Below are 21,428 nucleotides of genomic sequence, written 5' to 3'. Positions count from 1 at the left end.
ATTCAAGCTTTTGAAATCAAATTTTTGCGGAATAAATGCAGACAAAATTAAGCAAATAAGGACATTAAGTCCGACTTTATTTTTGCTGGCTTGCCTTGAACAGCTTTTGCTTTTCTTCTCTCGTCAAACTTTCATAGCCCGATTTTGAAATTTTATCCAGTATGGAATCAATTTCCGTTTGATCAGGCATTTCAATCGTTCCGGATGACGATGCTGAGGAGTAAACACTTGTGCTTCGGTAAACTTGTCTTTCGCGGTAAGTAACCTGCATAGAAGGACGTTTGCGGAATAATCTGGACCATACATTCATCACAGCATATAATGGCTTGCCAAGGTCTGTTCCACTTTGTAATAATTTTATAAAAACATATCCCACAAAAGCACCTCCCAAATGCGCTAAATTTCCTCCGGCGTTAGGGCCAACGGTTTGCGCAAGAGAAAGGATAATGTAAAAAAGGGCAATAAATTTAATCCTGATCGGACCTAAGAATATAAGGTTGAAGGTGTAGTTGGGAAGTAAAGTAGAAGCACCTACTGCCACGGAAAATGCTGCTGCCGAAGCGCCAAGCATTCTCGATCCCTCTACGTGCGCCTGGAAGTAAGGTAATGCATTGTAAAGGACAATGTAAATCAGCCCGCCTGCTATCCCGCCAAGCATATACAGCGCTATAACACGCTTTGCACCCAAATACTCATCAATAAGCTTTCCAAACCAATAGAGGAACAGCATATTGAAGAGGATATGGAAAATATCATCGTGTGTGAAAAAATAAGTGATCAGCGTCCAGGGCCTGTACAAAAACTCATCGGTTGCTGCGGGAAGTTGCAGCGTATTAATCACCGCAGTGTAAACATTTGCGGATTGAGAAAGAGTCAGAATAATCTTTAATAGCAGCAAAGTCAGGAAGACCGCGACATTAACAAGGATTATCTTTACAAGTGCATTCTCTGATTTGGCAAACTCCCTCTTTACGTCATCAACAATATTGCTCATCTCTCAATAGAAATTTGTTCTTTGCGTATTCCAGTAACGCAATAATATATAGGCAAATAGCATTCCTCCGATGTGCGCAAAATGCGCGACATTGTCTGACTGAGCATTCTGAAATCCAGCGTATAATTCGTACAACCCGTAAAAAGCGACAAAATATTTAGCCTTAATCGGAAACGGAACAAAAAGGAGGAAAAGCTCAGTATTCGGAAACAATAAACCAAACGCCATTAGGATGCCGAAAATTGCTCCCGAAGCACCAACCAGCGGCGTATTGATCAAACTTTGATAATAACTATTTACGAACGCTACACTTTGTTGAATGTAGCCAGAATTTGTTGGATTTTCTTCAAACTTATTTAAAAAATCAAGGTTGGCTTCGTAAATTCTTTCAGCATGTTTACTCATAAAATCCACGAGTCCATCCGGCGTCGGATTTTGAGTAAATATTTCAACAGCCTGCCTAACCTGACTGTTTTCAAAATAATCAATCCCGGAGAACAGCATTCCTGCCCCTATGCCCGTAAAAAAGTAAAAGAACAAAAATTTCTTTGGCCCCCAGCCTCGCTCAAGCAATGGTCCGAACATAAATAACCCGAACATATTACTGAACAAATGCCCAAAGCTCCCATGCAAGAACATGTACGTTACAAACTGAAACGGCAGAAACGCAGGGGAAAACACAGACCGCAGCGCAAAGACATTGGTAAGATTAAAAATGTAGGAATCAACTACGAAAAAGAGAATATTGAGAATAAGTAAATTCTTGACAGTAGGGGTTATGGATAACATATTTTGTGTTTAATCAAGATTTATTCAATAACTGATGACCCTATATTTTTGTTCGTCAGGCTTTAAATATACTGGTAAGTTTGTCCATTGTGAGCAACACGATGATTGCTTCTCCGCTAGGCGTTCTGTTGGGGTCCGTGGATGCAAAAAGCTGGTCAATTAAAGTGTGGATTTCTACAAACGAAAGTTTTACTGCATAACGAACAGAAAAGCGTCTGGCCAGTGAGCGCGAAAGGCTTTCGGGTTTATTCAGTTTAAGGTCGGAGTAGCTTTGTTTAAGTTGCTCGATCAGCTCTTCAAAAAGATCTTGCTCACTCTCCTCCGGTAAATCCGCCGGAATTCCCCGAATGATCAGTTCATTGGATCCAAACTCATCAAATTCAAAACCCAGGCTCCTGATCTCCTTTTTCGTCTCATTCACAAGCTGCATATCCGAATGCGTCAGCCTGATCGTTTTCGGAAAAAGCAACTGTTGACACGCACCATTCCGATTTGTAAGCATCTTACGATATCGTTCGTAGAGGATCCTTTCATAAGCCGCCTTCTGGTCAATGAGCATAATGCCGTCTTTGACCTGGGAAAGAATGTATCTGTTATGAAGCTGAAAAAGCACCGCATCGCTTTCCGGCGCAGAAATAACCTCCGAGGCCATTCTGTTGATCTTGCTGGCAATGGTTTTTGGCTGTTCCTGGAATGATGGCCTCGAAACTGTGCTTGCATTGGTTTCAAATGCAGCCAGCTCACGGTTACGGTCTTCGGTATTTTGTAATCCTTCGAAGAGTTTATTCCAATTAGTAAGGTTCGATCTGGACTGTCCGCTTTCGCCTTTTTTAGATTGCGCTGCCCAGTCAGGCATTACTGTTCTTGGAATTAAATTATGGTTTTGATCTGATGATGTTGGGTTCAGAAAATTAATGTTATCATCAAAATCAATGGATTGAGATAAATTATAAACGCCCACAGCTTTCTTCACGGCGGCCATTACAATGGCATACACCGACTTTTCATCATCAAATTTGATCTCCGTTTTCGTCGGATGAATGTTTATATCAATGTGTGAAGGATCAATTTCAATGAAGAGGACGTAAAATGGATGGCTCCCTTCTGGTATAGTCCCGTCAAATGCACTGATAACCGCATGGTGCATGTAACTATGCTTCACATAGCGGTCGTTTACAAAAAAGAACTGCTCGCCGCGTGTTTTTCTGGCAAATTCAGGCTTGCCAATGTATCCCCGAACGCTGATGTAGGACGTATCTTCCTGACAAAAAGCAAGTTGCTCTCGATAACTCTTCCCGTAAATGTCAACAATTCTCTTAACCAGCTTGCCCGATTGCAGGTTGAAAACCTCCGTATCATTATGATGTAATGTAAAGGCAACCTGCGGGTGTGCGAGCGCGACGCGCTGAAATTCATCCAGGACATGACGCATTTCAACCGAATTGGATTTCAGGAAATTGCGTCGTGCAGGAACGTTGAAAAACAGGTTCTTAACCGAAAGATTGGTGCCTTTCAGACAAGCAACTGCTTCCTGCGCCTTAATCTCCGAACCGTCGATCCGGATCATTGTGCCCAGCTCATCAAATTCCTGACGTGTCCTGAGCTCGACCTGTGCAATAGCGGCAATGGAAGCAAGCGCCTCGCCCCGGAAGCCCATTGTTCGGATCCTGAACAAATCTTCCGACTGCCGTATCTTCGAAGTAGCATGCCGCTCAAAGCTCATACGGGCATCTGTTTCAGACATTCCGGAGCCGTCGTCGATGATCTGGATCAATGTTCTGCCAGCTTCTTTCAAAATAACCTGTACATGGCTCGCCTTCGCATCAATTGCATTTTCCATAAGCTCCTTCACCACCGATGCAGGTCGCTGAACAACCTCGCCGGCGGCAATTTGATTGGCTATGGAATCTGGTAATAATTGTATGATGTCGGAAGACGGCATGTCTGAATTTTGATTTATTTAACTATAACAAATAAACAAAAATTTTTTAAGAGCGGGTTCAATTTCGGCGGGTAGCAACCTTGTAGCACTTGCTTTTAGTAGAATCTACAATAGAATAATTACATTGTTTATAAAAATTTTCTACATTTTTCGAACGTTTTTGGAGAATTACTTTGTTGGCAATAAATAAAAACGCTAACTTGGGATATCAAACTCCTATGTTAATAACCTGAACCTGATATGAAAACGCCAATTTCAAAACGATTTAACTTTACGATGGCATTGCAGTGGCTCATATTTTTGCCAATTATTCTGCCGCTCTGCATAATCTTCGGCGCCATCGAAGGCGTTGTGAAAATGGTCGAAAAAATGGCCCAGCGAATGTGGATGGATATGGAATTATAAATGCAAAAAGATATATAAAGTAAAAGCCCGGTGTTCTCACATCGGGCTTTTACTTTATATATTAAAATCTTAGAATTTCCACCTCACAAAAGCTTCCATCGCCTCGTATTCCGCTAAGCCAAGCTCATCATACAAGTGTGCGGTAGCGCGGTTACGCTCTTCCGCCCGCTGCCAGAATTCCCTCGAATCTTCGCCCTGGAACACAACGCCGTCTTTTTGCGACTGGTGTTTGAAAATTCCCTGACGTTTTTTCAAAACCTGATCCGGGCTCATTGGAACAGCCATTTCGATTTCATAAATATCCCATTCAGCCCATGCGCCGCGGTACAACCATACCCAGCAATCCTTCATGAAATTTTTATGTTTCGAGCGCTGTAATGCAGCTTCAATAGCGTCCCAGCATACTTTATGCGTTCCGTGCGGATCGGCGAAGTCACCGGCTGCATAAATTTGGTGCGGCTTAATTTCTTCGATCAGGTTTTCAATGATCTTAATGTCCTCTTCACCGATCGGTTTTTTCTGAACTGTCCCTGTTTCGTAAAAAGGCATGTTGAGGAAGTGCGCCTGGCTTGTAGGGATGCCAACAAAACGGCAAGTTGCCTTGGCTTCACCCTGACGAAGCAATCCTTTCACCTTCCTGATCTCAGGCGTGTCAATTTCGCTGTCTTTTGTATGTTTCAAAAACTCCTTCGCATCCAGGAACATCTGATTCGCTTGCGGGCTGTCGATTCCGAATCCTTTATTGAAGTCAACTACGAAATCGATAAATCGCAATGCTTCATCATCGGCCACGGCAATGTTACCGGAAGTTTGATAAGCCACATGCACCTCATGTCCCTGATCCACCAATCGCTGGAATGTTCCACCCATGGAGATAATGTCGTCATCCGGGTGCGGACTGAAAATCAATACGCGTTTTTTAGATGGCTGCGCTCTTTCAGGACGGTGCGTGTCGTCTGCATTTGGCTTACCGCCCGGCCATCCGGTAATAGTATGTTGTAATTGATTAAATACATTGATATTGATCTCATAGCCGGAACCATATTGCGCCAGCAAATCGCTCATACCATTATCATTGTAATCTTTATCTGTCAGTTTAAGAATCGGCTTGTTCAGCGAGCTGGATAAATGCGTGATCGCCTTTTTGATCATTTTATTATCCCAAACCACCGAATCAACTGCCCAAGGCGTTTTAATGCGGGTAAGTTCAGAAGCAGCACTTTCATCCACAACGAAAGAAACGTCCGGATGCGCCTGCAAATACGAAGCCGGATTTAGCTCTGTAACAGGTCCTTCCACCGCTCCGCGGATCACCGAAGCTTTTCTCTCACCCCAGGCCAGCAGCACAATGCGGCGCGCGTTCAAAATCGGCGCAACACCCAATGTGATCGCTTTACGGGGAACATTATGCAGCCCGCCAAATTCCATCCCGGCCGCCACACGCGTAGAATGATCGAGTGTGATCAGCCTTGTACGTGAATTAATCAGCGATCCTGGTTCGTTGAAACCAATGTGACCATTTCCCCCGATCCCCAAAAGCTGGAAATCCAGGCCGCCTACGGCATTTATTTTATTTTCATAAGATGTGCAGTAATCACGTAGCAATGCAGGAGGAACGGTGCCGTCCGGAAGGAAATAGTTTTCTTTCGGAATATCGACATGATCAAACAGTTGCTCTTTCATGAACCGGTGGTAACTGTAAATCGATTCCGGTTCCATTTGGTAATATTCATCCAGGTTGAATGAGATTACGTTTTTAAAACTCAAACCCTCTTCCCGGTGCATGCGCACGAGAATTGCATAAACCGTTTTCGGTGATGATCCAGTCGCTAAGCCCAAAACACATTTCTTACCCTCTTTCTGCTTCTGGCGGATCAAGTCTGCAATTTCCTTTGCCACTGCATTGGAAGCCTCTTTGGAATCGGCGAAAATTTGAGTCGGTATTTTTTCGTAGGTGATTGGCTGTCCGATCGTTCCGGGCGTTCCCTTCCCGTTATTGGAAGCTTGCATCAAAATTGTTTGTGAATTCACCGATTGCTGGCTCATATTATGCTTGAATTTATTTATAAGAGTTTATGAATAGACAGGGTAGGAAATGGAGAGCAAAAATACAACTCAAAACGAATATTATTAAAATAATTTAAAAAATAAACGCATCCAGAAATATTCTTATTTTTGCACCCAAATCTACGAAATCATCACACCATTTTCCCAATACAACCCATGTCTACACTCACAAGCGTTGAACGTGACACCACCATTTTTGATCTTATTAATAGAGAAAAACATCGTCAGGAATCTGGCATCGAGCTCATCGCCTCTGAGAACTTCACGTCCAGGCAGGTTATGGAAGCAGCTGGAAGCGTGTTGACAAACAAATATGCAGAAGGATTGCCAGGTAAGCGTTACTATGGTGGCTGTGAGGTTGTTGATGAGATAGAACAAATTGCAATTGACCGTTTGAAGGAGCTTTTTGGAGCAACCTGGGCAAACGTTCAGCCGCATTCAGGCGCACAGGCGAATACAGCTGTGTTTCTTGCATGCCTGAATCCCGGCGATAAAATCATGGGTTTTAACCTTTCGCATGGTGGTCACTTAACGCACGGCTCGCCGGTTAACATTTCAGGTAAATATTTTCAGCCTATATTTTACGGTGTAGAAGCCGAAACAGGATTAATAGATTGGGATAAAGTAGAGGAAACGGCTGTAAGAGAGCGTCCAAAACTTTTGATCTGCGGAGCTTCCGCATATAGCCGCGACTGGGATTACGCACGTTTGCGCTCAATCGCAGATCAGATTGGTGCATTATTGATGGCGGATATTGCTCACCCTGCCGGCTTGATCGCCAAAGGTTTATTGAATGATCCGTTTGATCATTGCCACATTGTAACAACCACAACGCACAAAACACTTCGCGGCCCTCGCGGTGGTGTGATCATGATGCGTAATGATTTTGAAAACCCATTTGGTATCAAAACGCCAAAAGGCCAGCTGCGCACAATGTCTTCGCTTTTGGATTCCGGTGTATTTCCTGGAACACAGGGTGGACCTTTGGAGCATATCATTGCTGCTAAGGCGATTGCATTCGGGGAAGCATTGAGCGAAGGTTACTATAACTACGCAGTTCAGGTGAAAAAGAATGCTCAGGCAATGGCCAAAGCATTTGTAGATAAAGGTTACGGCATTATCTCCGGCGGAACAGATAACCATTTGATGCTGATCGACCTTCGGACGAAAAATGGTCAGAACCCAGGCTTAACAGGTAAACTGGCAGAAAATACATTGATCAAGGCAGACATTACCATTAATAAGAACATGGTGCCTTTTGACGATAAATCACCGATGATCACATCAGGTATCCGTGTTGGAACTGCTGCGGTAACTACGCGCGGAATGGTCGAAACTGATATGGAACGCATTGTGGATTTCATTGATACTGTGCTGGTTAATCACGATCAGGATGCTAAGATCGCTGCTGTGAAAGGTGAGATCAATAACTGGATGAAACAATTTCCTTTGTATATCTGATATTTAGCTTTTCAAATAGCGACAGCGCATCGGTTATCCGATGTGCTGTTTTTTTTGTTTATTCCGATGTTTTTTAGCAATAAAATTTCGTTTAGTTTTCATAACTTTGCACTCCAAAATCGAATTAATTGATATGAGCAAGAAAAACACGGACGAATCCGGGCTTGAAATTATTGAAACTCCGGAAGCATTAGCTGGCCAGATCAATAAGGCGGAGGTTTTTTTTATTAAAAATCGCAAGATAGTTTTAGGGATAGCAGGGGCAGTTGTGCTAGCAGTTGTCGCTTTTGCCGGATATCGTTTTTACATCGATGGTCAGGAAGGCACGGCCCAGGATGCACTTGCAAATGTCGTTTACGATTTTGAAGCTGACTCATTACAAAAAGCATTAAACGGAAGCGGTGGCAATGAAGGACTTTTGTCTATCGCTGATTCTTATAAAGGAACTGACGCTAGTAACCTGGCGAATTTCTATGCCGGAGTTGCATTATTAAAGCAAGGAAAATATGATGATGCGATCAAGCATCTTCAATCATTCAGCTCATCTGATCTTTTGGTCCACGCGCGTGCACAATCATTGATCGGCGACGCATATCTTGAAAAAAATCAACCTGCTGAGGCTATTTCTTTTTACAAAAAGGCTGCCGACTATGAGAAAAACGAATATTTCACGCCGGTTTATTTAATGAAATTAGCTATCGCACAAGAAAAAGCCAACCAGCCTGCTGACGCGGTGTCCACATATAAACGTGTTATCGACGAGTTTCCTCTTTCCTCGGAAGTGGTAAACGCGAAGAAATACATGGGAGTATTAGAGGGACAGGTCGGCAAATAATGGTTAACCATTACTGTTTCTGAAAAGGATAAAGCCGACAAAGGTTTTATCCTTTTTTTATTTGCCCAATCAATCATTTACATCCAATAATCTGCTGATTCATTATGTCGAGTGCTGATAAGAATTTAAGTGTTTTCAAAACGGAAGGCCTGCCTGACATTAGCTCAAAAAAGTTTGGAATTCTCGTTGCCGAATGGAATACCGAGGTGACCGAGAAGCTTTTTGAAGGAGCTTACCAAACATTGATCAATAACGGAGCTTCTCCGGAGAACATTGAAAGAGGCAATGTGCCGGGCAGTTTTGAACTCACATTAGGTGCACAATGGTTCGCAGAACGCAGGGACATTGACGCAGTGATCGCATTAGGCGTAGTGATCCAGGGTGAAACCAAGCACAACGATTATATTAATCACGCTGTGGCACAAGGAATTACCAATGTAAGTCTGAAATCAGGCAAGCCCATTATCTTCGGAGTCCTGACGCCCAATAATATGGAACAAGCCCTGGACCGCGCAGGCGGCGTCCACGGAAACAAAGGCGACGAAGCCGCAATCACAGCGATTAAAATGCTGGGCTTATACAATCAGATCGCCACGGCGGGCGCTTACTAAGGGATTATAGATCGTTAGATCATTAAGTTTTTAAATCATTCACTCATTCTCTCATTCAATCATTAAATATGCAAGTCTGGAAATTTGGCGGGACTTCGGTAGGAAAGCCGGAACGCATGCATTCAATCCGCGAACTTCTTAACAGCGATCCAAATCGTAAAATCGTTGTTTTGTCCGCATTATCGGGTTCTACCAATGCGCTTATCGCCATCGGTGAGGCTGCAAAAGCTTATGATGATGCCAAGGCAAACTCACTTATGGATGATTTGAAAGCACATTACCAGCTTTTTATCAAAGAGTTGTACGCCACAGAGCAGGGTTTGGAAGAGGGAACGAACATTGTGGAGACGGAATTCGGCTTTATCAAGTCGCTCATCGGCATCAAGCCTTTCACCATTAAGCAGGAAAAGGAACTGGTTGCAGAAGGCGAAATCCTGAGCACCAAAATGTTCCAGGCTTATTTGGAAGAAAAAGGAGAAAACTCAGTATTGCTGCCTGCGCTTGATTTTATGCGCATCGATGCAGACGGCGAGCCGGAACTGGCAACTATTGAAGATAAGTTGGTAACGATTTTAAATCAATATACAGACAAGCAGACCATCATTACCCAGGGTTTCATTTGCCGGAACCCGCGAGAAGAAGTGGATAACCTGAAAAGGGGAGGCTCCGATTACACAGCTTCTCTTATTGGTGGCGCGATCCGTGCCGATGAAATCCAGATCTGGACCGACATTGACGGAATGCATAATAATGATCCGCGCATTGTAAAAAGAACTTTCCCGATTCGCGAGCTGACATTTGAAGAAGCGGCAGAACTGGCTTATTTCGGAGCGAAGATTTTGCACCCAAGCACGATCACGCCAGCGAAGCTTCGTGGTGTTCCGGTTAGGTTGAAAAACACCATGCAGCCCGAAGCGCCCGGCACATTGATCGCAAACCAGACTTCGGACCGCGACATTAAGGCAATTGCGGCAAAAGATAACATTACCGCGATTTACATTCATTCGACCCGTATGCTGAATGCCTACGGCTTCCTTCGTAGGGTGTTTGAAATTTTTGAAAAATACAAAACACCTGTCGACATGATCACCACTTCCGAAGTCTCGGTTTCAGTGACGATCGACAATTCTGAAAACCTGGAACAGATCACTGCGGAGCTTCGCGAATTTGCTGATTTGGAGGAACATGATCGCGATCAGAATATCATTTGTATTGTAGGAAATTTCAGTGCAGACAAGGAAGGAATTGCTTTAAAAGTGCTGGATGCGATGAAAAACATTCCTATACGAATGATTTCGTATGGTGCATCAGAACATAACTTATCGCTGCTCATCCATTCCAAATACAAGGCAGAAGCATTGAATGTGCTTAATGAGCGACTGTTTTACTACGAAGATGCAATGAAGGACATTTTTACAGCACCCTGATATGTTACAAACGAATTTCATCCGCGAAAACCGTGACTTCACAATCGCCGGATTAACAAAAAAGCATTTCAAAGACGCAGCAGAAGCTGTGGACCTGATTATAGAATTGGATAAAAAGCGCAGAGGTCTACAGCAGGACCTGGACGAGACATTGGCCCAGTCCAATGCAAAAGCCAAGGAAATCGGTGGACTCATGAAAGCCGGAGCAACAGCCGAAGCGGAAGCTGCAAAAGCTGAAACTGCAGTATTGAAAGAGCGTTCCAGGTCATTGGACGAATCGCATAAGGAAGTTGAGGCCAGGTTGCTTCAAGAGCTCGTTAAGCTGCCTAATTTGCCGCATGAGAGCGTGCCGGAAGGAAGAACGGCCGAAGACAATGTGAATGTGCTTGAAGCAGGTGAAAAGCCCGTTTTGCCACAAGGCGCATTGCCCCATTGGGAGCTGATTGAAAAGCTTGGAAAAAACCAGGCGCCGATTATTGATTTTAAATTAGGAAACAAAATTTCAGGTGCCGGATTTCCAGTTTATAAAGGAAAAGCAGCCAGGCTCCAAAGAGCAATGATCGCTTTTTTCCTGGACGAAGCCGGAAAGGCGGGTTACACAGAAGTGCAGCCGCCAATTGTAGTCAATGCAGATTCGGGTTTTGCTACGGGCCAGTTGCCGGATAAGGAAGGCCAGATGTATCACGATGCGCAGGACGACCTTTACCTGATTCCAACAGCAGAAGTGCCGGTTACCAACCTGTATCGCGACGTGATCGTTGCGGAAAACGAGCTTCCGGTGAAGAATGTTGCTTATACACCCTGTTTCCGCAGGGAAGCGGGCAGTTGGGGCGCACACGTGCGGGGCTTGAACCGTTTGCACCAGTTTGATAAAGTCGAAATTGTGCAGATTAATAAGCCAGAAGACTCTTATAAAGCACTGGATGAAATGGTGGAGCATGTGAAAGGTCTTTTGACCAAGCTGGAATTGCCTTACCGCATTCTGCGGCTTTGCGGAGGGGATATGGGCTTTACATCGGCTCTTACGTACGACTTTGAAGTCTGGTCCGCCGGGCAGGAGCGCTGGCTGGAATGCAGTTCTGTTTCCAATTTCGAAACTTACCAGGCCAACCGGTTGAAATTGAGATATAAAACTGCCGACAAGAAAACGCAGCTGCTGCACACATTAAACGGCTCTGCACTCGCATTGCCGCGCATTGTAGCCGCATTGCTGGAAAACAATCAGCAAGCCGACGGAACAGTTAAAATCCCCGCCGCGCTGGTACCCTATTGCGGTTTTGATACGATAGAATAGCATTACTATTCTTTCCAATGCAAAAAGCCTTCGTTCATAGTGAAGGCTTTTTTGTAATGTATAAGAAGCTTATGATTTTGAATGATACAATGCCGCCTCTCTCTTGGGGAATGCTAGCCATATAAAATAACCTGTCAGCAACACAATGCAAACCTGCATAGCGTAATCGACAAACAGTTCCAACGACGCAAATGTATCAAACGGCGTCATATAGCAAGGCATACCAAGCCGCCACCAATACGAAGGATGCACCACGCACAGCACATTGAAAATGAGCAATAATGTAACCTGCATCGGGCTTTTCCAATCAATTACATAAAAAACCAGCGGGATCAGAAACAGGAAAATGTAGTTGCTGTAAGCGCTTTGCTGGACGATCATCATGGTTGCATAAAGCACAATCCAGACGCGGGATAACATGACCCGAAAATCAGCTTTTTGAAGCCTTAATGCTGCCAGACAAGCCAATCCAACCGAAATCACAAGCCCGATCCAGTTCCAGAACTTCTCGCCGACACCAATGTGATTGAAAAACCAGGGGTTAATGATGGCCGGAATGTTTGGCGCCCGCAAGGTTTTGGCTTCGTCCAGCGGTTGGGTAAACTCCCAGCCCACCAGCGGATAAAGAATAGCAAGCGAAATCACGCCCACAATGGCCATAGGAATAACCAGCCTTAATTTATGTTTTTCCAAAATAAACAACGGCACCAGAATGAGCACAAAAATGGCCTTCGTCATCAGCAATCCCAATGCTAAGACCAATGCATACCATTCAACCCGCAATGTCCGCTCGCGCACGAGATAAGCCAGGATCACAAACAGCCACATCCAAACATCTTCCTGAGCACCGATAATGCAAAGCACCAGCCCGCCCGGTAAAAGATAATAAAGCAGCGATTTGAAAAGGAAAATGCCGCGCGATTGAAACGGACGGAAAAAATGGTAAGAAGCCCACAACGCAACGCCATCCATGATCGCCATGGTTAACACGATCATTTTGGGATGATACCAGATTTTCAGGAATGCGCCCAAAAAGTAGGGATAAAGAGGCGAGTAGGGCGACCAGAAATCGCGGTAAACGATTTGCCCTAATGATGCTTTGCTGCCTTCGTCCCAAAAGCCATTGACGTCGGAAGTAGGTTCGAGGCCGGCAATAAGATAGATTAATATGAAAGGTGCAAGCCGGAAAAGAGCCCAGCCAGCGGCTAACATTACATTAACAGACTTATTTTCCAGCCATTTTGTAAGTGCATCCTTTTTGAAAAGAACAATCCCAACCAGTAAGATACAAATCAGGCTGATGCCTAGTTTTGCCAGGACGATGCTCATGCAGTTGTCAGTTTTTCAGAAACCACTTTGCGGTAAGTTTCTCGCAGGATCCAGAAAAAGCACAGCACATTGAGGATTTGCAGGCAATATTCGAATAAGTAGGAAACGTTGCTGAACATGCCCAGAGACGTGTAGGCAGGCTGTTTGATATAAACCCAAACAAACGGCTGCACCACCGTAAGCCAGTTCACTGCCAGTAAAACCACGACGTGGAATGTTTTCCGGACATCAATGATCTCAAAAAGAACGGCCATCAGGTAAGCGATCAGATAAGCACCCATGGCACTTGCCTGGAAAATCATCATACACACAAAACAGGCAATGAAAATGCCGGGAAGCACTTCATTAATATGCCGATGCCGCGCTTTATAAGCCATAAATGCAGGAACGAAAACCGTGAACAACAGCCCAATCCAGTTGATCATGGTTGATTTTTTCTCGTCAACCGTATAAAACAGCTCAACAAATGGTCTTGTTATTGAAAACAGATTAGGCGTCATTAGCTGCTCCGTATGCTGAATAGGCATTAAAAACAGATCACCGATCTGCCAGTAAAGAAATCCAACGGCCGGCAGCCCAACCGCTGCCATTACCAAAAGCATTTTGATTGGTTTTTTGACAACCAGCAAAAGTGCAGGCAATAAGAAAATAAAGGTTACCTTGATCGTCAGTAGCGCCAAAGCATACAGCAGCCCGATGCCGACTTCGTAATTAACGGGTTTTTTAATGGTAAAGCGCCAGATAATCAATGCAGCGCCCCAAAACCAAACCTCTTCCTGTCCATCCACGAGAATGTACATAAACCCGGCAGGAAGCATATAATAAATGACAGCCAGTTGTAAAGCATTGTTAATCCGGCTTTTATAGGTGCTGTAAGTAAGCCAGAGTATAAAGCTTTCCATAAGGACCATAAATAGCACAATGGCACGGGAATTATGCCAGATCCAGACTGGTATGCTTATAATGTAAGCATACAGCGGCGCATGGTAAGACCAGAAATCGCGATACACGAAGCCGCCTGCCTTTGCAGCTTCCGCTTTGTAAAAAAAGAAAGGAATGTCACCTCTCGGATCTTCATTAACGATCAGGAAAATGCCTATCCAGGGAATGAGTCTAAGCAAAACAAAAGCAATCCCTAAAACCACTTTTTCGTTCTCTTTTTGCCATTTAGCGAAGAGCCCCGACTTGCTGATCGTCCAGATTATTCCAAACGTGAGCAGAAGGTTAAGAAGGAGTTTTGTATAAAAAACGGTAAGAACAGGCATTTTTTGCAGCAAAATTTGAGCAAACTTAACATAAATAATCACGTCATGCCATATCATGCACAGTTATTTGGAATGGATTTCAACCTCAGTGAAGAGCATGTCGCCGTTCAGGAAGCAGCCCGCGATTTTGCTGTAAATCATTTATTCCCCGGCGTCATTGAGCGGGATGATGAGCAAAAATTTGACAAAGTTCTCCTCCGGCAAATGGGCGAGCTGGGGTTTCTGGGCATGATGGTTTCGCCGGAATATGGCGGCGGAGGCATGGACACGCTTTCCTATGTGATCGCTATGGAGGAAATTTCCAAGGTGGATGCGTCCGCAGGCGTGATTATGTCGGTCAACAATTCGCTGGTTTGCTGGGGACTGCAAATGTTTGGATCGCCTGAACAGAAAGCGAAATATCTCACCAAGCTTGCCACGGGCGAAATGATCGGTGCATTCTGCTTGTCGGAGCCGGAAGCGGGATCCGATGCCACTTCCCAGCACACGACCGCCGTGGATATGGACGACTATTATTTATTGAACGGCACTAAAAACTGGATCACGAGCGGCGCCACTTCGGACATTTGCCTCGTTATGGCGCAAACCGATCCTGAAAAGGGACATAAGGGAATCAATGTGCTGATTGTAGAGAAGGGACTGGAAGGTTTTGTGGTTGGTAAAAAAGAAAACAAAATGGGCATCAGGGCATCCGACACCACGTCGTTGCTTTTTACAGACGTGAAAGTGCCTAAGGAAAACAGAATTGGAGAAGATGGGTTCGGCTTCAAGTTTGCCATGAGCACATTGAATGGTGGCCGGATCGGCATTGCGGCGCAGGCACTTGGCATTGCGGCAGGCGCGTTTGAGTTATCACTTCAATATTCCAAACAAAGAAAGACTTTCGGCAAACCGATCAGCGAGCACCAGGCCATTCAATTCAAATTGTCGGAAATGGCGACCAGGCTCGAAGCAGCACGCTTACTTGTTTATAAAGCAGCCCGGCTCAAAGACGAAGGCAAAGATTACATTCAAGCCTCGGCAATGGCGAAACTATATGCCTCTGAAACCGCCATGTGGCTGACTACGGAAGCGGTCCAGATTCATGGCGGTTATGGTTATGTGAAAGAATATCATGTTGAGCGCCTGATGCGCGACGCAAAAATCACCCAAATTTATGAGGGTACCTCTGAAATCCAAAAACTTATAATCGCCCGTGAGCTCCTGAAATAATTTGATTTAGGGCATCCTGGCCGATTTATTCGAAATCTTGGATTTAAATGATACAGAAATATCACTTTTTTTTAGTTTTTTGTCAATATATACTTGTATTAGTTTTGTACAATTTATTAGATTTGTACAAAATTTGAAACAACGGTCAAAAGGGCCCTTAATTATAAACAAGTATGGAAGACTATAATAAGATTATTGAGTCGCTGGGGGTAAAGTTTGTGAAAGCGCGTCACATCAGAATTTTGCAACCGATAACCATCAAAAACTTTTACGACGTCCAGAATTCGTTAACAATTTTATACGACGGGGAGGTTTCTTTTGGTTCTGAAGAGTCGCAAAGAGTTGAGGAGGGCGATATGCTTTTCATTCCGGGTGGTAAGCATGCCACGGTGACATATGGCAATGGGCAAACTGCCAAGACCGTTTCGAATGAGGAGTTCATGACCAACCGTGATAATTACATTGAGGCGGGCCACGATCCGGCATTGATCGGAAAATTGCCTAACTCATTTGGTTTGATATCTTTTGAAGCCAAGGTTTTTGATACAGTAAACTTTTTCACTTCTCTGGACGTTCCGCCGTTTTTGATCAAAAGAGACGATCAGATCGCGATCACAATTAACCAGATCCTGACAGAAGATATGCTTGATACACCGGGAAAAGGCCGTATCATCAAAATCAAGACGGAAGAGGTTGTGATCGAGATCATTCGCTACATCTTGAAAAACAAATTGTTTGTTGAGCAACTTGTAACAAACAGCACGTATTTCAAAGATCCTCGTTTGATCGATATTTTCGCTTACATCAAGGATAATCTGGGTGGCGATCTTTCTAATAAGGTTTTGGCTAATGTTGCGAACGTGTCCGAAGATTACGTAGGACAATATTTCAAAATGCTTACCGGAATCAACCCACAGGATTATATCGAATATCAGCGCATGGAAAAAGCCGTTGATTTGCTGCGTACATCCAAGAAAAGCATTCGTGCGATCGGCTCGGATGTGGGTTACAAAGACACCGCTTATTTCTGTCGTCGCTTTAAAATGATGTTCGGGATTCCAGCCGGCAAAATGCGCCGCCGTGAATCATTGATGAACGTATAGTAATCAGAGATTTGATAAAATGAGAAAGAGAACCACACCGGTTCTCTTTCTTGTTTGCTATTAAGTCACTGAACCGGCGTAAACTGCACAGCAACCACTTTCCAGCGCCCGCCGGACTTCACACAAACCGACATATAGGAAAGCGTTCCCTGGAACCCATTGTTTTCAATGCGTGCGCGCACATCCCACATTCCGTTCACGAGCGTTACATCCCCGTATGTACGTGTGCGTGCACCGGAAAGCATGCCCGACTCCACGACGATCATGCCTTGGGAAACTGCCTGTACCAACGCGCGGCCTTCAATAGGCTGTCCCTGCAAACCCACCACGCTGAAATCATTTGAGACGAGGCTTTCCAATGCTTTGGCATCTTCGTCCAGCAATGCCTGGAAAAACAGATTGGAGCAGTCCATTCCGTCCCGGGGCTGCACAGGGGTTGTCTGGGCTTTTAATAGGAAGGGAAAAGCGAATCCCAGGATGATGAGTGCAAATGTTTTCATGCAGCGACGTGTATGGTGTATCGCTAAAAGTATCAAAACAAATTCACCTCCTGAAATTATATGATTAGATTCGTCCTTGTTTTGGAATAAAATCAGGATAGTGTAATGAATAAGTTGATTTCCAGGTATTTGATGTTTGCAATGCTTTTGGGCTTTGCTGCCTGCTCTTCACCACCCGATAAGCTCGGAAGCCTGGACCTTGTAAAATGGCGCGGCGACAGAGGCGGCTGCAATGATGTGCGCGCAGGACTGGAAAAGGATTTCAAAACCATTGAACCGCAGCTAAAAGGGAAATTTGCTGACGATATAGGCGATTTACTGGGCCGTCCGGACATTCACCAACTTGGCGAAAGAAACCAGAAGTTCTACGTTTATTTTCTTTCCAAAGGCGAGCAATGCGATGACATTAAGGCAAAATCAAATGCGCCAAAAGTGATCCTGAAATTCAATGCAGTGGGATTGTTGAGCGAGATTACTTACCAATCGCGTCCTTTGTGATCAGAGATAGAATTTTTTGATCTTAATAAGCTGTTCCACAGGCTCCGGAACGAGATAACGAATAGATCTGCCATTTTGTAAACTGGCGCGAATGTAGGTGGCAGATATGTCCAGCAAAGGCGCTTCGACGAATTTTACAGCCGGATGATTGTTAAATACATGCGATTTTGAATTCGGGCGTGGATATACGTAAAGGCCGGTATATTCCAATATTTTATCGTGGTTTTTCCAGTTTGGAAATTGCGCCAGATTGTCTTCTCCCATGATCAGCCTGAATTCATGCTGCGGAAATTTTTCCTGCAAACGGATCAATGTGTCAATGGTGAAACTGGGCCTGGGCATGTGAAATTCCACATCTGTGGCCCGGAATGCAGCATTATCGGAAATGGCGCGCTGAACAAGATCGTAACGGTCAAATTCGTGCAATAAGCTGCTGTTTTTCTTGAATGGGTTTTGCGGGCTTACTACAAACCAAACCTGCTCCAGATCGGTGGATGTTGCCATGGTGTTGGCAATGATCAGGTGGCCGACATGTATAGGATTAAATGATCCGAAAAAGAGTCCGATTTTCATTGAATAAAATCCAGAACCAGTGCTTCCGCTTTTTTGAGTGTTTCGTCAAGATCATCATTCACGAGCACAACATCAAACTTATCTTCGAAGCTCAGCTCGTAGCGGACTTTTCCAAGGCGGGTTTCCAGTGATTTTTCGGTTTCTGTGCCGCGTTCGCTGAGACGGCGGATGATTTCGGCTTCGGAAGAGACTTTTACAAAAACGGCCAATGCATTGTGGCGGTAAATTTCTTTCAATTTGAGACCGCCCTTTACATCTACATCAAACAAAACCTGTTTGCCCTCATTCCAAAGCCGCTCAATTTCCGTTTTGAATGTGCCGTAATAATTTCCCGCATAAACCTCTTCCCACTCCGCAAACTCGTTGTTGGCAATGCGCTCCCGAAATTCCTTTTTCGGGATGAAATAATAATCTTTTCCGTTCACCTCATGGTCGCGCTGTTCCCTTGTAGATGCAGAGACAGAGAAAGCCAGAAGGTCGGGATATTTTTTAAGAAGATGCCTTACTATTGTAGTCTTTCCGGAACCGGACGGAGCGGAAAATATGATAAGCTTACCTTTCACACGAACAGCATTAACTGTTTATTTTTGAAATAATTGTCTTTAGAATGCTCTCGGGGCAAGGCTTCTTTTCGATCTTAAAATTAAGGGATTCTTTGATGCATTTTTCAAGTCTGTAAGACTCGATGCAAGGCAAGCATTTATCCATGTTTTCACGAAAATGATCTTTCTCGGCCTCGGTTGCTTCATCGTCAAGAATAGCCTGAATTACCTTCATGCATTCAAGATGATGCTCGCATTTCTGCTTCATGGGTTGTTTTTGCGCTTCTTCACTAATTGAAGGCGTGGTAGGGGATGCATTCATTATTAAAATGAAAAATAAGGAATAATGGAATATATGTACAGTTGTACCCTATAACCGAAGAGGTTACAAAAAAAGTTTCACAACCTATGAATCATATCCCATCGAGCTCGCGTAACTCTTTAATTTTTCTTTCAATAAGTTACGCGCGCGGTGCAGTCTGGACCTTACAGTACCGATCGGAATGTCCAGGATCTTGGCCATTTCTTCGTATGTAAACCCTTCAATATCACATAAAATGATCACCGTCCGGAAGTCCACCGGCAGTGCATTTAGTGCATTTGCAACCTCATCACCTATTAATTCCTGAACTGCATCCGCCCGAAGATCGACCGTGTAAGTTGTATCAGAAGCTTCCTCAGAGTTGTAAGTAGTTTCGACTTCCTGATAATCTACTTTGGAAGGCTCCTTACTTTTCTTGCGGTAATCATTTATAAAACTATTCTTGAGAATCCGGAAAAGCCATGCTTTTGCATTGGTGCCTTGTTCAAAAGAAGAAATAAAACGGAAAGCCTTTAAATATGTGTCCTGAACCAGGTCATTTGCATCGTCTTCGTCCATAGTAAGGCGAAAGGCGAAATTATACATTGAGTCAATGTGTGGCATGAACTCACGGTTAAAAACTTCATAACGAAGGTCATCCGTGTATTCATTAGTCGTGAGCGTTTCTGACATGGCAACTAACATAGGAATGCTGAATTTACAAAGATTAACAACAGCTCCAAATCGTACAAATTAAAATTTGATGAATGGCTTATTGAAGCTACTTAACAGCCATCTTTTCACGATAAAAAATAAATCAACTGGGAACCGCATCCTAAAATATTCCAAATTGAATTGCCTCCTGCCGTATTTAATGTATCAACATCAAATTTCGAGCCACGAAGGTTTCGTGTCAAAATGTCATATTAACGTTTGGAAAAAAGTTCCAGGAGTATGATTAGAAGGGTAGTAAACAGCACACTGGCGCCTATGCGGATCAGTGTGTAAAGGATCATTCCAAAATGATTGATCTCCATTAAAAAGAGCATGGAATGATGTAGCAGGATGAGTGGTAAGACATAACCAAGAAATGCACCCAGACCTTGCGCCCTTATTCCCACCTCTGCACGTTCCGCGCCGCGGGATTTCATCTGGTAATGGATAAGGAAAGGTCTCAGGTAAGCGATCAAAACGGTGGCCGAAGCATGCATCCCGAATGTGTTGGAAAACACGTCTACGGTAAAGCCAATGCCGAAAGCAATCAGCAAAAGATACATTCTGTCTACATCAGCAGGAAGCAGCAATACGCCGGCAATGTATATAAAACAGAACGCGTAGTTGAACAACACGACATTCCGCATGAAGAAGATCTGCAGGAACAGATACAACAGGATCATCAGGGAATATTGTATTGCCTCTCGTAAACTCATTTGGTATTTATCGTACGTAATTTAAGACTATCCTGCTCCCCAAGTTGTTGATTTTGTACCACATAAACATAAGAGAGGTTCCTGAAATCGGTTGCCAGCCGCAATACAATGTTGTAAAAGGTCTGATTGGGATGCACACTTACCGTTTCCACCCTGCCCACCATAATGCCGGGAGGAAAAACAGAATTTTGATCCGAAGTAACCGCCGAGTCCCCCTTGAAGATCTTCGTATACTTTGATACATCGATCATATCAATGAAATTAGGATCCTTTCCTGGCCATTTGGCATAACCAATTTCCTTGCTCCTGACAAGCTTCGACGACACCATGAACTGCGAATGCAGGATGGAAGTAACCACAGAAAAGTTCTCTGAACAAAACCTGACCTTCCCAACTACGCCGGTTGCTGAAATAACGCCCATCCCGGGTTTGATCCCGTCAGAGCTCCCCTTATCGATCGTCAGCACATTATTGGTCTGGTTGGTCTCATTATCAACCACTTTCGCTACGGTAAATGTGAAGCGTGATGCAAATGATGAGTCCGGAACGTAGCCAGCCGGAGAATCGATGGGTTTTGTCTGCGTTAATGCCGTAACAGTGGCACGAAGCCGCGCATTTTCATTCGCTAATGCGGCGTTCACCTCGTCCAGTTTCGTGTATTCCTTTGCTGAATTAGAAAAAGCCAATGTTTTGGCGACATAATAATTCGAAGTGTTGAAATAAGTTGCGCCCCAGTAAGTGTTACTGCGCACGATTAACCATACACTGAGAACTTCCAGCAAAATAAATACCAAAAAGAAACGATTCCGGACAACGAAATCAACGAGTTGGAGCATGGGCTAAAGTGTTC

General features: G+C 44.1%; 22 protein-coding genes. 9 read left to right on the top strand and 13 right to left on the bottom strand.

Annotated elements, in window-relative coordinates:
• Nucleotides 1–76 precede the first annotated feature (76 nt).
• From NFI80_RS18500 to mutL, 3 genes are read right to left on the bottom strand one after another with little or no spacing between them, the layout of a single operon-like run.
• Nucleotides 77–994: a rhomboid family intramembrane serine protease gene (locus NFI80_RS18500; protein ID WP_235161902.1), complete on the bottom strand. Its 918-nt coding sequence runs from the start codon at nt 992–994 to the stop codon at nt 77–79.
• A 3-nt stretch (nt 995–997) separates the two neighbouring features.
• On the bottom strand, nt 998–1,783 hold the full coding sequence (locus tag NFI80_RS18495) for a rhomboid family intramembrane serine protease (RefSeq protein ID WP_233794638.1): 786 nt from the start codon (nt 1,781–1,783) through the stop codon (nt 998–1,000).
• A 55-nt stretch (nt 1,784–1,838) separates the two neighbouring features.
• Complete coding sequence (gene mutL / locus NFI80_RS18490) at nt 1,839–3,725, bottom strand: DNA mismatch repair endonuclease MutL (protein ID WP_235165743.1); 1,887 nt, start codon at nt 3,723–3,725, stop codon at nt 1,839–1,841.
• Between the two features lie 240 nt (nt 3,726–3,965).
• Here mutL and NFI80_RS18485 point away from each other — a divergent pair, with 240 nt between their 5' ends.
• Nucleotides 3,966–4,130: a hypothetical protein gene (locus tag NFI80_RS18485; protein WP_169720018.1), complete on the top strand. Its 165-nt coding sequence runs from the start codon at nt 3,966–3,968 to the stop codon at nt 4,128–4,130.
• 69 nt (nt 4,131–4,199) lie between these two features.
• Here the strand turns inward: NFI80_RS18485 and nagB are convergent, their stop codons facing one another.
• The gene (gene nagB / locus NFI80_RS18480; protein ID WP_026629652.1) at nt 4,200–6,140 is read right to left on the bottom strand and encodes a glucosamine-6-phosphate deaminase; all 1,941 of its coding nucleotides are present in this window, start codon (nt 6,138–6,140) and stop codon (nt 4,200–4,202) included.
• Between the two features lie 213 nt (nt 6,141–6,353).
• Here nagB and glyA point away from each other — a divergent pair, with 213 nt between their 5' ends.
• The 5 genes from glyA to serS all read left to right on the top strand — a co-directional run bounded on the left by glyA (nt 6,354) and on the right by serS (nt 11,825).
• The gene (glyA, locus tag NFI80_RS18475; RefSeq protein ID WP_233794640.1) at nt 6,354–7,658 is read left to right on the top strand and encodes a serine hydroxymethyltransferase; all 1,305 of its coding nucleotides are present in this window, start codon (nt 6,354–6,356) and stop codon (nt 7,656–7,658) included.
• A gap of 133 nt (nt 7,659–7,791) precedes the next feature.
• Nucleotides 7,792–8,493, top strand: a complete 702-nt coding sequence (locus NFI80_RS18470) for a tetratricopeptide repeat protein (RefSeq protein WP_026629650.1) — start codon at nt 7,792–7,794, stop codon at nt 8,491–8,493.
• 104 nt (nt 8,494–8,597) lie between these two features.
• On the top strand, nt 8,598–9,104 hold the full coding sequence (gene ribH / locus NFI80_RS18465; RefSeq protein WP_235165739.1) for a 6,7-dimethyl-8-ribityllumazine synthase: 507 nt from the start codon (nt 8,598–8,600) through the stop codon (nt 9,102–9,104).
• 68 nt (nt 9,105–9,172) lie between these two features.
• Entirely contained in the window at nt 9,173–10,531 is a 1,359-nt protein-coding gene (locus tag NFI80_RS18460; RefSeq protein ID WP_235161899.1) for an aspartate kinase, read from the top strand.
• Between the two features lies 1 nt (nt 10,532).
• Nucleotides 10,533–11,825 carry a serine--tRNA ligase gene (gene serS, locus NFI80_RS18455; protein ID WP_235161898.1) on the top strand — a complete coding sequence of 431 codons (1,293 nt, stop codon included), beginning with the start codon at nt 10,533–10,535 and terminating at the stop codon, nt 11,823–11,825.
• A 69-nt stretch (nt 11,826–11,894) separates the two neighbouring features.
• On the opposite strand, the gene NFI80_RS18450 is transcribed toward serS, so the two are convergent.
• Together NFI80_RS18450 and NFI80_RS18445 are read right to left on the bottom strand one after the other, a co-directional pair.
• Nucleotides 11,895–13,154, bottom strand: a complete 1,260-nt coding sequence (locus NFI80_RS18450; RefSeq protein WP_235165737.1) for a hypothetical protein — start codon at nt 13,152–13,154, stop codon at nt 11,895–11,897.
• Nucleotides 13,151–14,419, bottom strand: coding sequence for a hypothetical protein (locus tag NFI80_RS18445; protein ID WP_235165735.1), 1,269 nt, complete (start codon nt 14,417–14,419; stop codon nt 13,151–13,153). The genes NFI80_RS18450 and NFI80_RS18445 overlap by 4 nt, the downstream gene beginning before the upstream one ends.
• 72 nt (nt 14,420–14,491) lie before the next feature.
• Between NFI80_RS18445 and NFI80_RS18440 the strand changes: the two genes are divergently transcribed.
• Together NFI80_RS18440 and NFI80_RS18435 are read left to right on the top strand one after the other, a co-directional pair.
• Nucleotides 14,492–15,631: an acyl-CoA dehydrogenase gene (locus NFI80_RS18440; protein WP_235165756.1), complete on the top strand. Its 1,140-nt coding sequence runs from the start codon at nt 14,492–14,494 to the stop codon at nt 15,629–15,631.
• Nucleotides 15,632–15,804: 173 nt separating this feature from the next.
• Nucleotides 15,805–16,734, top strand: a complete 930-nt coding sequence (locus tag NFI80_RS18435) for a helix-turn-helix domain-containing protein (protein WP_026629643.1) — start codon at nt 15,805–15,807, stop codon at nt 16,732–16,734.
• A gap of 65 nt (nt 16,735–16,799) precedes the next feature.
• On the opposite strand, the gene NFI80_RS18430 is transcribed toward NFI80_RS18435, so the two are convergent.
• The gene (locus NFI80_RS18430) at nt 16,800–17,234 is read right to left on the bottom strand and encodes a nuclear transport factor 2 family protein (protein WP_235165733.1); all 435 of its coding nucleotides are present in this window, start codon (nt 17,232–17,234) and stop codon (nt 16,800–16,802) included.
• A 105-nt stretch (nt 17,235–17,339) separates the two neighbouring features.
• Here NFI80_RS18430 and NFI80_RS18425 point away from each other — a divergent pair, with 105 nt between their 5' ends.
• Nucleotides 17,340–17,732 carry a hypothetical protein gene (locus NFI80_RS18425; protein ID WP_235165732.1) on the top strand — a complete coding sequence of 131 codons (393 nt, stop codon included), beginning with the start codon at nt 17,340–17,342 and terminating at the stop codon, nt 17,730–17,732.
• On the opposite strand, the gene nadD is transcribed toward NFI80_RS18425, so the two are convergent.
• From nadD to mreC, 6 genes are all read right to left on the bottom strand, one after another.
• Complete coding sequence (nadD, locus tag NFI80_RS18420; protein WP_235165727.1) at nt 17,733–18,305, bottom strand: nicotinate (nicotinamide) nucleotide adenylyltransferase; 573 nt, start codon at nt 18,303–18,305, stop codon at nt 17,733–17,735.
• Complete coding sequence (gene gmk / locus NFI80_RS18415) at nt 18,302–18,868, bottom strand: guanylate kinase (protein WP_235165725.1); 567 nt, start codon at nt 18,866–18,868, stop codon at nt 18,302–18,304. The genes nadD and gmk overlap by 4 nt, the downstream gene beginning before the upstream one ends.
• A gap of 10 nt (nt 18,869–18,878) precedes the next feature.
• The gene (locus NFI80_RS18410; protein WP_233794649.1) at nt 18,879–19,169 is read right to left on the bottom strand and encodes a phosphohydrolase; all 291 of its coding nucleotides are present in this window, start codon (nt 19,167–19,169) and stop codon (nt 18,879–18,881) included.
• Between the two features lie 84 nt (nt 19,170–19,253).
• On the bottom strand, nt 19,254–19,853 hold the full coding sequence (locus NFI80_RS18405) for a sigma-70 family RNA polymerase sigma factor (protein WP_035360656.1): 600 nt from the start codon (nt 19,851–19,853) through the stop codon (nt 19,254–19,256).
• 221 nt (nt 19,854–20,074) lie between these two features.
• A complete protein-coding gene (locus NFI80_RS18400) occupies nt 20,075–20,578 on the bottom strand; it encodes a hypothetical protein (RefSeq protein ID WP_026629636.1) in 504 nt (167 codons plus the stop codon).
• Nucleotides 20,575–21,414: a rod shape-determining protein MreC gene (mreC, locus tag NFI80_RS18395; protein ID WP_235165723.1), complete on the bottom strand. Its 840-nt coding sequence runs from the start codon at nt 21,412–21,414 to the stop codon at nt 20,575–20,577. Before mreC ends, NFI80_RS18400 begins: the two co-directional genes overlap by 4 nt.
• Between the last annotated feature and the right edge of the window lie 14 nt (nt 21,415–21,428).

The sequence above is a fragment of the Dyadobacter chenhuakuii genome (genome assembly GCF_023821985.2).
Lineage (GTDB): Bacteria > Bacteroidota > Bacteroidia > Cytophagales > Spirosomataceae > Dyadobacter > Dyadobacter chenhuakuii.
Note: the sequence above shows the minus strand (reverse complement) of the source record. Positions and strands in the feature narration are given on the sequence as shown.

Excerpts from the sequence above, each read along its gene's own strand:
- NFI80_RS18500 (WP_235161902.1), bottom strand. The coding sequence starts at position 994 with ATGAGCAATATTGTTGATGACGTAAAGAGGGAGTTTGCCAAATCAGAG.
- NFI80_RS18495 (WP_233794638.1), bottom strand. The coding sequence starts at position 1,783 with ATGTTATCCATAACCCCTACTGTCAAGAATTTACTTATTCTCAATATT.
- mutL (WP_235165743.1), bottom strand. The coding sequence starts at position 3,725 with ATGCCGTCTTCCGACATCATACAATTATTACCAGATTCCATAGCCAAT.
- NFI80_RS18485 (WP_169720018.1), top strand. The coding sequence starts at position 3,966 with ATGAAAACGCCAATTTCAAAACGATTTAACTTTACGATGGCATTGCAG.
- nagB (WP_026629652.1), bottom strand. The coding sequence starts at position 6,140 with ATGCAAGCTTCCAATAACGGGAAGGGAACGCCCGGAACGATCGGACAG.
- glyA (WP_233794640.1), top strand. The coding sequence starts at position 6,354 with ATGTCTACACTCACAAGCGTTGAACGTGACACCACCATTTTTGATCTT.
- NFI80_RS18470 (WP_026629650.1), top strand. The coding sequence starts at position 7,792 with ATGAGCAAGAAAAACACGGACGAATCCGGGCTTGAAATTATTGAAACT.
- ribH (WP_235165739.1), top strand. The coding sequence starts at position 8,598 with ATGTCGAGTGCTGATAAGAATTTAAGTGTTTTCAAAACGGAAGGCCTG.
- NFI80_RS18460 (WP_235161899.1), top strand. The coding sequence starts at position 9,173 with ATGCAAGTCTGGAAATTTGGCGGGACTTCGGTAGGAAAGCCGGAACGC.
- serS (WP_235161898.1), top strand. The coding sequence starts at position 10,533 with ATGTTACAAACGAATTTCATCCGCGAAAACCGTGACTTCACAATCGCC.
- NFI80_RS18450 (WP_235165737.1), bottom strand. The coding sequence starts at position 13,154 with ATGAGCATCGTCCTGGCAAAACTAGGCATCAGCCTGATTTGTATCTTA.
- NFI80_RS18445 (WP_235165735.1), bottom strand. The coding sequence starts at position 14,419 with ATGCCTGTTCTTACCGTTTTTTATACAAAACTCCTTCTTAACCTTCTG.
- NFI80_RS18440 (WP_235165756.1), top strand. The coding sequence starts at position 14,492 with ATGGATTTCAACCTCAGTGAAGAGCATGTCGCCGTTCAGGAAGCAGCC.
- NFI80_RS18435 (WP_026629643.1), top strand. The coding sequence starts at position 15,805 with ATGGAAGACTATAATAAGATTATTGAGTCGCTGGGGGTAAAGTTTGTG.
- NFI80_RS18430 (WP_235165733.1), bottom strand. The coding sequence starts at position 17,234 with ATGAAAACATTTGCACTCATCATCCTGGGATTCGCTTTTCCCTTCCTA.
- NFI80_RS18425 (WP_235165732.1), top strand. The coding sequence starts at position 17,340 with ATGAATAAGTTGATTTCCAGGTATTTGATGTTTGCAATGCTTTTGGGC.
- nadD (WP_235165727.1), bottom strand. The coding sequence starts at position 18,305 with ATGAAAATCGGACTCTTTTTCGGATCATTTAATCCTATACATGTCGGC.
- NFI80_RS18410 (WP_233794649.1), bottom strand. The coding sequence starts at position 19,169 with ATGAATGCATCCCCTACCACGCCTTCAATTAGTGAAGAAGCGCAAAAA.
- NFI80_RS18405 (WP_035360656.1), bottom strand. The coding sequence starts at position 19,853 with ATGTTAGTTGCCATGTCAGAAACGCTCACGACTAATGAATACACGGAT.
- NFI80_RS18400 (WP_026629636.1), bottom strand. The coding sequence starts at position 20,578 with ATGAGTTTACGAGAGGCAATACAATATTCCCTGATGATCCTGTTGTAT.
- mreC (WP_235165723.1), bottom strand. The coding sequence starts at position 21,414 with ATGCTCCAACTCGTTGATTTCGTTGTCCGGAATCGTTTCTTTTTGGTA.